The following is an 8197-nucleotide window of genomic DNA, read 5'->3' as shown; positions in this document are numbered from 1 at the left end:
GGAAGAGGGGCTGCGCTTCGCGGTGCGCGAGGGTGGCCGAACCGTCGGCGCCGGCGTCGTCTCCAAGATCATCGAGTAAAGGCCATGGCGACCAGTCAGCGAATTCGCATTCGACTCAAGGCGTTCGATCATCGGCTGATCGATCAGTCGACGCGTGAGATCGTGGAGACCGCTAAGCGGACCGGGGCTCAGGTAAAGGGCCCCATCCCGCTGCCGACGAAAAAGGAGCGGTACACGATCCTGATCTCGCCGCACGTCAACAAGGACGCGCGGGACCAGTACGAGATCCGCACGCACAAGCGACTGATGGACATCGTGGATCCGACGGAGAAAACGGTCGACGCGCTTATGAAGCTCGACCTGGCCGCCGGCGTCGACGTCCAGATCAAGCTCTACTGACGCACCCTGGGAACTACCCCGGCCCCGAGGCATGGCCTCGGTCAGCTGGGGCGGGCCCAACGTAACTCCGGGCGACCGGGCAGCAACCGCAATTCGGTCTAGCGCTACCAGCGCCGATAATGGCGCCCGGTCGTCTATGTCTTTGAAAGAGGGTAACGACGATGGCAATCGGAATCGTCGGTCGTAAATGCGGCATGACGCGCGTCTTCACTGAAGACGGCGCCTCGGTGCCGGTGACGGTCATTGAGGTTGAGCCGAACCGCGTCACCCAGCTCAAGACCGAGGAGAATGACGGCTACCGCGCCGTACAGGTGACGACCGGCAGCCGTCGCCCGTCCCGGGTGACCAAGCCGCTCGCCGGTCACGTGGCGCAGGCGGGTGTCGAAATGGGGCGTGGCCTGTGGGAGTTCCGCCTGGATGCGGATGCCGAGGTCGAGGCCGGCGGCGAGCTGGCCCTGGACCAGTTCGAGGCGGGCCAGGTCGTGGACGTCACCGGTACGAGCAAAGGCAAAGGCTTTGCCGGTACCGTCAAGCGCCACCATTTCCGTACGCAGGACAATTCCCACGGCAACTCCAAGTCCCACCGCAAGCCCGGCTCCATCGGTCAGGCGCAGGATCCGGGGCGGGTGTTCAAGGGCAAGCGCATGTCCGGTCATCTGGGCGACGCGCGCCGCACCACCCAGAACCTGGAGGTCGTGCGCGTGGACAGCGAGCGCGGCCTGCTACTCATCAAGGGTGCGGTGCCGGGCAGTCGTGACGGCGACGTGATCGTGCGCCCGGCAATCAAGGCGCTCGCAAAGGGGGATAACTGATGGAGCTCCAGCTGCGTGAGAGCATCGACAAGAGCGCGGGCAGCGTCGAAGTCGCCGACGTGGCTTTCGGCGCGGAGTTCCGCGAGCCGCTCGTGCATCAGGTGGTCGTGGCATATCTGGCCGGCGCTCGTGCGGGCACCAAGGCGCAGAAGAACCGTGCCGCGGTGAGTGGCGGCGGCTCGAAGCCGTGGCGCCAGAAGGGCACCGGGCGTGCCCGTGCCGGCACCATCCGTAGCCCGATCTGGCGCGGTGGTGGGAAGACCTTCGCGGCGGTCCCTCGGGATCATGGTCAGAAGGTCAACCGGAAAATGTACCGTGGCGCGCTGCGCTCGATCTTCTCCGAGCTCGCTCGCCAGGAGCGGTTGCTCGTGGTCGAGAGTTTCGATGTCGCCGAGCCGAAGACGCGCGCGGCACGCGAGAAACTCGGGCAGTTCGGTAGCGAAGACGTGCTTATCGTGACGCAGGACGTCTCGCAGGCGCTGTACCTCGCGACCCGTAACCTGCCTTCGGTCGACGTGCGTGACGTCGATGGCGTGGACCCGCTTGCGCTGCTGCGCCACGAGTACGTGATCATCACCGTCGACGCGTTGCGCCGTGTAGAGGAGTGGCTGGCATGAATCAGGAGCGTGTCTATCAGGTGCTGCTCGGCCCGCACATCTCCGAGAAGAGCACGATCGTCGCCGAGGACGGCAATCAGGTGGTCTTCCGGGTGGCTCGCAATGCGACCAAGCCCGAGGTGAAGGCGGCCGTGGAGCAGCTTTTCGAGGTCAACGTGCGTGACGTGCGCGTGACCAACGTGAAGGGCAAGCGCAAGGGCTTCGGTCGCATCCGCGGCCGCCGCTCCGACTGGAAGAAGGCGTACGTGGCGCTCGAGGAAGGCCAGGAGCTGGACTTCTTCGAGGGCGCCGAGTAACGCGACACCGACTACGGGACGAACACCATGGCACTCGTCAAGGCGAAACCCACATCCCCGGGCCGGCGCTACGTCGTCCAGGTTCGTGATCGCGATCTGCATCGTGGCGAGCCGTATGCGCCGCTCGTGCGCAAGCTCAGCAAGAGCGGCGGTCGCAACGGTAATGGCCGGATCACCACACGCCATCGCGGTGGTGGCCACAAGCGGCGCTATCGCGAGATCGATTTCCGCCGGAACAAGGATGAGATCACCGCGCGGGTCGAGCGGGTCGAGTATGATCCGAATCGCAGCGCGAATATCGCATTGATCCTTTATCGCGACGGCGAACGGCGGTATATTATTGCGCCCCGCGGCCTGCGGGTCGGCCAGGAGATCGTCTCCGGTACCCAGGCGCCGATCAAGCCGGGCAACGCGCTGCCGTTGCGTAACATCCCCCTCGGTACCCAGGTCCACTGCGTGGAGATGCGGCCGGGCAAGGGCGCCCAGCTGGTGCGCTCTGCGGGCGCGGCGGCGCAGCTCGTCGCTCGCGAGGGCGCCTATGCAACGCTGCGCCTGCGCTCCGGCGAGATGCGCAAGGTGCTCGTCGACTGCAAGGCCACTGTGGGCGAAGTGGGCAATTCCGAGCATACGCTGCGTGCGCTCGGTAAAGCCGGTGCCAAGCGCTGGCGCGGCCGCAGGCCGACCGTGCGCGGCGTGGTCATGAACCCGGTGGACCATCCGCACGGTGGTGGTGAGGGCCGGACCTCCGGCGGCCGTCACCCGGTCACGCCCTGGGGTGTGCCCACCAAGGGTCACAAGACGCGCAGCAACAAGCGCACCGATCAGTACATCGTGCGTCGTCGCAAACGTTAACGCATTAAGAGGTGGGGATCCGTGCCACGCTCGATTCGTAAAGGGCCGTTCGTCGACCTGCACCTCATCAAGAAGGTGCACGAGGCGGCTGAGGCCAACAGCAAGCGGCCGATCAAAACCTGGTCCCGTCGGTCGATGATCGTTCCGGACATGGTGGGGCTGACCATCGCGGTGCATAACGGCCGGCAGCACGTTCCGGTGCTGATCAACGAGAACATGGTCGGCCACAAGTTGGGCGAGTTCGCGGCGACCCGCACCTATCGCGGGCATGCGGCGGACAAGAAGTCGAAGAGGTAAGGCATGGAAACGGCTGCCAGGCTCCGTTACGCGATGATCTCGCCGCAGAAGGCACGGCTGGTTGCGGACCAGGTCCGTGGCCTGCCGGTTGCGCGCGCGCTCGAGGTCCTCGAGTTCAGCCCGCAGAAGGCCTCGGCCATCGTCCGCAAGGTCCTGGACTCCGCCATCGCGAATGCGGAGCACAACGACGGGGCGGATATCGACGAGCTTCGCGTGGCGCGCATCTTCGTCGACGAAGGCCCCATGTACAAACGGATCCAGGCCCGCGCGAAAGGTCGCGCGACCCGGATCCTCAAGCGCACCAGCCACATTACCGTGGCTGTGGCAGAGCAGTAGGTTAGGGGATACGCCATGGGTCATAAGGTTCATCCGACGGGCTTCCGTCTCGGGATCACCGAGGACTGGCGTTCCATGTGGTACGCCGACAAGCACAACTTCGGTGATTTCCTGAACACCGATCTGAAGGTGCGGGACTACATCAAGAGTCGCCTGTCCCACGCCTCGATCAGCCGGATCAAGATCGAGCGCCCGGCGAAGAACGCGCTGATCACGATCCATACGGCACGCCCCGGGATCGTTATCGGCAAGAAGGGCGAAGACATCGAGGCGTTGCGCCGGCAGCTCGCTCGGATGATGGGTATCCCGGTGCACGTGAACATCGAGGAGATCCGCAAGCCGGAGCTGGACGCCCAGCTGGTCGCGGAGAACGTCGCCCAGCAGCTCGTTCGTCGCATCATGTTCCGCCGCGCGATGAAGCGTGCCGTGGGCAACGCGATGCGGCTCGGCGCCCAGGGCATCAAGATCCAGGTGAGCGGCCGGCTCAACGGCGCGGAGATTGCGCGCACCGAGTGGTACCGCGAAGGGCGTGTCCCGCTGCACACGCTGCGTGCGGACATCGATTACGGCTTCGCGGAGGCGAAGACCACCTACGGCGTGCTCGGCGTCAAGGTCTGGGTGTTCAAGGGCGAGATCCTGGACACCGATGTCGCACCGCAGTCCGGCAAGACCAAGCGCGCCGCGAGCTGATCGAGGGGGACTGACGTCATGCTTCAGCCGAAGCGAACCAAATTCCGCAAGCAGCAGAAAGGCCGCAACGAGGGGCTAGCCACGCGCGGCACGTCAGTGGCGTTCGGTGAGTACGGCCTCAAGGCCACGACTCGCGGCCCGGTTACTGCTCGCCAGATCGAGGCGGGCCGGCGTGCGATCAATCGCCACGTCAAGCGCGGCGGCAAGATCTGGATCCGCATTTTCCCGGACACGCCGATTTCGGCCAAGCCGCTCGAGGTTCGGCAGGGTAAGGGTAAAGGTAACGTCGATCACTGGGCGGCGAAGGTTCAGCCGGGCCGTGTGATCTACGAGATCGAAGGGGTGGCCGAGGACGTGGCGCGCGAAGCCTTCCGCCGTGCCGCCGCGAAGCTCCCGGTGAAGACCACCTTTGTGCATCGGACGGTGTTGTGATGAAAGCGAACGAACTGCGCGAGAAGGACGTGGCCGGGCTGGAGCAGGAACTGCTGGAGCGCCGCAAAGAGCAGTTCAACCTGCGCATGCAGCAGGCGAGCGGACAGCTCAGCCGGCCGGATCAGCTCTCGAAGGTTCGGCGCGACATCGCACGGATCAAGACCGTGCTCAACGAGAAGCAGAGGGCGAGCAAGGCGCAATGAGCGAGCAGGTAACGCGTAAGCGGACGGTCAACGGCCGCGTCGTGAGCACACGCATGGACAAGACCGTCACGGTCGCGGTGGAGCGTATGGAGAAGCATCCGCTCTACGGCAAGTTCGTGCGCCGCACGACCAAGCTCCACGCCCACGATGAGCATAACGAGTGTCGTGAGGGCGACTGGGTGGCGGTCGAAGAATGCCGTCCGATCTCGAAGTCGAAGAGCTGGCGGCTGGTCAAGGTCCTTGACAAGGCCGCCCAGTAACAATCGCGTCGGCCCCGATGGGGCCGCGTGGGTTTCCGCATTGAAGAGCGAGTAGGTCGCCATGATTCAGATGCAGACACTCCTGAATGCGGCGGATAACAGCGGTGCCCGCCAGGTCCAGTGCATCAAGGTGCTGGGCGGGTCCCGCCGCCGCTACGCCGGCATCGGCGACGTCATCAAGGTGAGCGTCAAGGACGCCATCCCGCGCGGCCGGGTGAAGAAGGGCGAGGTGTACAACGCGGTTGTCGTGCGCACCCGTCGTGGCGTGCGCCGCCCGGACGGATCGGTCATCCGGTTCGACGGTAATGCCGCGGTGTTGCTGAACACCAGTCTTCAGCCCATCGGGACGCGCGTGTTCGGTCCCGTGACCCGCGAGCTGCGCACCGAGCAGTTCATGCGCATCATCTCGCTCGCGCCCGAGGTTCTGTAGGCAGAGGTTGTCATGCGCAAGATCAGGAAAGGCGACGAGGTCATCGTGATCGCCGGCAAGGATAAGGGTCGGCGAGGCCGCGTGCTGCGGGTCCTCCCCGAGAAGGACCGCGTCGTGGTCGAGAACGTGAACATGGCGAAGAAGCACCAGCGCGGCAATCCGCAGACCGGTGTCCAGGGCGGGATCGTCGAGAAGGAGATGCCGCTGCATCGTTCGAACGTGGCGATCTACAACCCGGCTTCCGGTAAGGCCGACCGCGTTGGGGCCAAGGTGCTTGAGGACGGGCGCAAGGTGCGCGTGTTCAAGTCCAATAACGAACAGATTGACTAGGGTGCCGCGATGGCGAGGCTGCGTGAGCTCTACAACGACGAGATCGCCAAGCACCTGACCGAGCGGTTCGGTTACTCCAACCCGATGGAAGTGCCGCGGCTGGTCAAGGTGGTGATCAACATGGGTCTCGGCGAGGCCGTCCGTGACAAGAAGGTCCTGGACGTGGCCACCGAGGAACTCGCGGCGCTGACCGGTCAGCGACCGGTGATCACGAAGGCGCGCAAGTCCGTGGCGGGCTTCAAGATCCGCGAGGGATGGCCGATCGGTTGCAAGGTGACTCTGCGCCGCGAGCGCATGTACGAGTTCCTTGACCGGTTCATCAACATTGCCTCCCCGCGCGTGCGGGACTTCCGCGGCTTCTCGCCGCGGGCGTTCGACGGTCACGGCAATTACAACGTGGGCGTGCGCGAGCAGATCATCTTCCCGGAGATCGAGTACGACAAGGTCGACACGATCCGGGGCATGGATATCTCGATCAGCACGACGGCGAAGACCGACGAGGAAGGCCATGCCCTGCTCGAGGGCTTCAGCTTCCCGTTCCGGAAATAGAAGAGGTCGGTATGGCTAAGGTTTCCATGGTCGAGCGCGAGCGCAAGCGCGAGCGGCTGGTTCGCAAGTACGCCGCGCGCCGCGCCGAGCTCAAGGCGATTATCAAGAGCGCGAACAGTAGCGAAGACGAGCGCGCCGAGGCCCAGGAGCAGCTCCAGCGCATCCCGCGCAACGCGAGTCCGGTACGCCAGCGTAACCGGTGCCGGGTGACCGGCCGGCCGCGGGGCGTCTACCGCAAGTTCGGCCTCTCCCGGAACCAGCTGCGCAAGGCGGCCATGCGCGGCGAGATTCCGGGCCTGAAGCTGTCGAGCTGGTAAGCGCGGCGGCGTGGAAACCACGACTGGGAATCAGGTGACGCGAACATGAGCATGACGGATCCCATTGCGGACATGCTGACCCGCATCCGCAACGGCCAGATCGCCGAAAAGGCGGATGTCAGCATGCCGTCGTCCAAGCTGAAGGCCGCGATCGCTCGCGTGCTGAAGGATGAGGGCTACATCGCCGACTACCGAATCGAGGGTGACGAGAAGAAGCCCCTGCTGGTGGTCGACCTTAAGTATTTCGAGGGCCGGCCGGTGATCGAGGAGATCCAGCGCGTGAGCCGGCCAGGGCTGCGTCGCTTCGAGGGCAAGCGTTCGCTACCGCGGGTCCGTGGGGGCCTCGGGACCGCGATCGTGTCGACCTCGAGGGGAGTGATGACGGATCGCGCCGCCCGGGCCGCGGGCCATGGCGGTGAGGTCCTGTGCGTGGTCTTTTAACGACGGGATCCTTGAGTCATGTCCAGAGTTGCGAAAAGTCCGGTAAAGATTCCGTCGGGTGTCGAAGTCAAACTCGACGGCCGCCGCGTCACGGTAAAGGGCGCGAAGGGCCAGCTTGAGCACGAGGTCCACCACCTGGTGAACCTGGAGCAGCAGGAAGACGAGCTGCAGTGCTCGCCGACGGTGAAGAAGAAGGAAGCGGTGGCGCTTGCGGGAACGACCCGCGCGGTGGTCAATAACATGGTCACGGGCGTCAGCGACGGCTTCGAGAAGCGTCTGCAACTGGTCGGCGTGGGGTACCGCGCTCAGGCGCAGGGCCAGACGCTCAATCTCACCCTTGGGTTCTCGCACCCGGTGGCGTTCCCGGTGCCCGACGGCATCACGGTGGAGACGCCGAGTCAGACCGAGGTGGTGGTCAAGGGCGTCGACAAGCAGCTTGTCGGCGAGGTCGCGGCGAAGATTCGTGGCTTCCGGCCGCCGGAGCCCTACAAGGGCAAGGGCGTTCGCTACGCGGATGAGCGCGTGGTGATGAAGGAAGCCAAGAAGAAGTAAGGTAGGTAACGGGTTATGGACAAGAAAGCTGCACGTCTGCGTCGCGCGCGGCGCGCCCGGGCGAAGATCCGCGATCTCGGCGGCTATCGGCTGACCGTGCACCGCACGCCGCGCCACACCTACGCCCAGATCATCGCGCCCGAGGCGGATCGCACCCTCGCGGCTGCGTCCACGCTTGAGAGCGGCGTGGTGGATGGGCTTGGCAACGGCGGTAACGTCGAGGCCGCGAAGGCGGTCGGGCGCGCCATCGCCGAGCGCGCCAAGGCGGCCGGCATCGAGCAGGTTGCGTTCGATCGGGCCGGGTTCAAGTACCACGGTCGCGTTCAGGCGCTCGCTGACGCCGCGCGCGAAGCCGGTCTCAAGTTCTGAACAGGGGCGTTTAAG

General features: G+C 65.1%; 18 protein-coding genes and 1 pseudogene. All 19 read left to right on the top strand.

The genetic code is table 11. The features are described from left to right. Positions 1-79 (top strand): annotated as a pseudogene (locus ACPEES_RS17430) (EF-Tu/IF-2/RF-3 family GTPase); the annotation flags it as partial. Between the two features lie 5 nt (positions 80-84). Next, on the top strand, positions 85-399 hold the full coding sequence (rpsJ, locus tag ACPEES_RS17425; RefSeq protein WP_435104854.1) for a 30S ribosomal protein S10: 315 nt from the start codon (positions 85-87) through the stop codon (positions 397-399). A gap of 161 nt (positions 400-560) precedes the next feature. Then, the gene (gene rplC / locus ACPEES_RS17420) at positions 561-1211 is read left to right on the top strand and encodes a 50S ribosomal protein L3 (RefSeq protein ID WP_435104853.1); all 651 of its coding nucleotides are present in this window, start codon (positions 561-563) and stop codon (positions 1209-1211) included. Continuing rightward, a complete protein-coding gene (rplD, locus tag ACPEES_RS17415; protein ID WP_435104852.1) occupies positions 1211-1828 on the top strand; it encodes a 50S ribosomal protein L4 in 618 nt (205 codons plus the stop codon). The genes rplC and rplD overlap by 1 nt, the downstream gene beginning before the upstream one ends. Next, positions 1825-2124, top strand: coding sequence for a 50S ribosomal protein L23 (gene rplW / locus ACPEES_RS17410; RefSeq protein ID WP_435104851.1), 300 nt, complete (start codon positions 1825-1827; stop codon positions 2122-2124). The genes rplD and rplW overlap by 4 nt, the downstream gene beginning before the upstream one ends. Positions 2125-2151: 27 nt before the next feature. Continuing rightward, positions 2152-2976, top strand: a complete 825-nt coding sequence (gene rplB, locus ACPEES_RS17405) for a 50S ribosomal protein L2 (RefSeq protein ID WP_435104850.1) — start codon at positions 2152-2154, stop codon at positions 2974-2976. A 21-nt stretch (positions 2977-2997) separates the two neighbouring features. Further along, the gene (rpsS, locus tag ACPEES_RS17400; protein ID WP_435104849.1) at positions 2998-3273 is read left to right on the top strand and encodes a 30S ribosomal protein S19; all 276 of its coding nucleotides are present in this window, start codon (positions 2998-3000) and stop codon (positions 3271-3273) included. Positions 3274-3276: 3 nt separating this feature from the next. Continuing rightward, the gene (gene rplV, locus ACPEES_RS17395) at positions 3277-3609 is read left to right on the top strand and encodes a 50S ribosomal protein L22 (RefSeq protein WP_435104848.1); all 333 of its coding nucleotides are present in this window, start codon (positions 3277-3279) and stop codon (positions 3607-3609) included. A 15-nt stretch (positions 3610-3624) separates the two neighbouring features. After that, the gene (gene rpsC / locus ACPEES_RS17390) at positions 3625-4299 is read left to right on the top strand and encodes a 30S ribosomal protein S3 (RefSeq protein ID WP_435104847.1); all 675 of its coding nucleotides are present in this window, start codon (positions 3625-3627) and stop codon (positions 4297-4299) included. An 18-nt stretch (positions 4300-4317) separates the two neighbouring features. Beyond that, the gene (gene rplP / locus ACPEES_RS17385) at positions 4318-4731 is read left to right on the top strand and encodes a 50S ribosomal protein L16 (RefSeq protein ID WP_435104846.1); all 414 of its coding nucleotides are present in this window, start codon (positions 4318-4320) and stop codon (positions 4729-4731) included. Beyond that, positions 4731-4934 carry a 50S ribosomal protein L29 gene (gene rpmC, locus ACPEES_RS17380; RefSeq protein WP_435104845.1) on the top strand — a complete coding sequence of 68 codons (204 nt, stop codon included), beginning with the start codon at positions 4731-4733 and terminating at the stop codon, positions 4932-4934. Before rplP ends, rpmC begins: the two co-directional genes overlap by 1 nt. Further along, on the top strand, positions 4931-5194 hold the full coding sequence (rpsQ, locus tag ACPEES_RS17375) for a 30S ribosomal protein S17 (RefSeq protein WP_435104844.1): 264 nt from the start codon (positions 4931-4933) through the stop codon (positions 5192-5194). Before rpmC ends, rpsQ begins: the two co-directional genes overlap by 4 nt. 61 nt (positions 5195-5255) lie before the next feature. Then, positions 5256-5624: a 50S ribosomal protein L14 gene (gene rplN / locus ACPEES_RS17370; protein ID WP_435104843.1), complete on the top strand. Its 369-nt coding sequence runs from the start codon at positions 5256-5258 to the stop codon at positions 5622-5624. A 12-nt stretch (positions 5625-5636) separates the two neighbouring features. Further along, on the top strand, positions 5637-5954 hold the full coding sequence (gene rplX / locus ACPEES_RS17365; protein ID WP_435104842.1) for a 50S ribosomal protein L24: 318 nt from the start codon (positions 5637-5639) through the stop codon (positions 5952-5954). A gap of 9 nt (positions 5955-5963) precedes the next feature. Then, positions 5964-6503 (top strand): 50S ribosomal protein L5, encoded by a 540-nt coding sequence (gene rplE / locus ACPEES_RS17360; RefSeq protein ID WP_435104841.1) that lies wholly within the window; start codon positions 5964-5966, stop codon positions 6501-6503. Positions 6504-6514: 11 nt separating this feature from the next. Next, a complete protein-coding gene (gene rpsN / locus ACPEES_RS17355; protein ID WP_435104840.1) occupies positions 6515-6820 on the top strand; it encodes a 30S ribosomal protein S14 in 306 nt (101 codons plus the stop codon). Between the two features lie 45 nt (positions 6821-6865). Further along, a complete protein-coding gene (rpsH, locus tag ACPEES_RS17350) occupies positions 6866-7261 on the top strand; it encodes a 30S ribosomal protein S8 (protein ID WP_435104839.1) in 396 nt (131 codons plus the stop codon). A gap of 18 nt (positions 7262-7279) precedes the next feature. Continuing rightward, a complete protein-coding gene (rplF, locus tag ACPEES_RS17345; RefSeq protein ID WP_435104838.1) occupies positions 7280-7813 on the top strand; it encodes a 50S ribosomal protein L6 in 534 nt (177 codons plus the stop codon). A gap of 15 nt (positions 7814-7828) precedes the next feature. Further along, on the top strand, positions 7829-8182 hold the full coding sequence (gene rplR / locus ACPEES_RS17340) for a 50S ribosomal protein L18 (RefSeq protein ID WP_435104837.1): 354 nt from the start codon (positions 7829-7831) through the stop codon (positions 8180-8182). Positions 8183-8197: the final 15 nt, after the last annotated feature.

Source organism: Arhodomonas sp. AD133 (assembly GCF_051195215.1).
GTDB lineage: Bacteria > Pseudomonadota > Gammaproteobacteria > Nitrococcales > Nitrococcaceae > Arhodomonas.
Note: the sequence above shows the minus strand (reverse complement) of the source record. Positions and strands in the feature narration are given on the sequence as shown.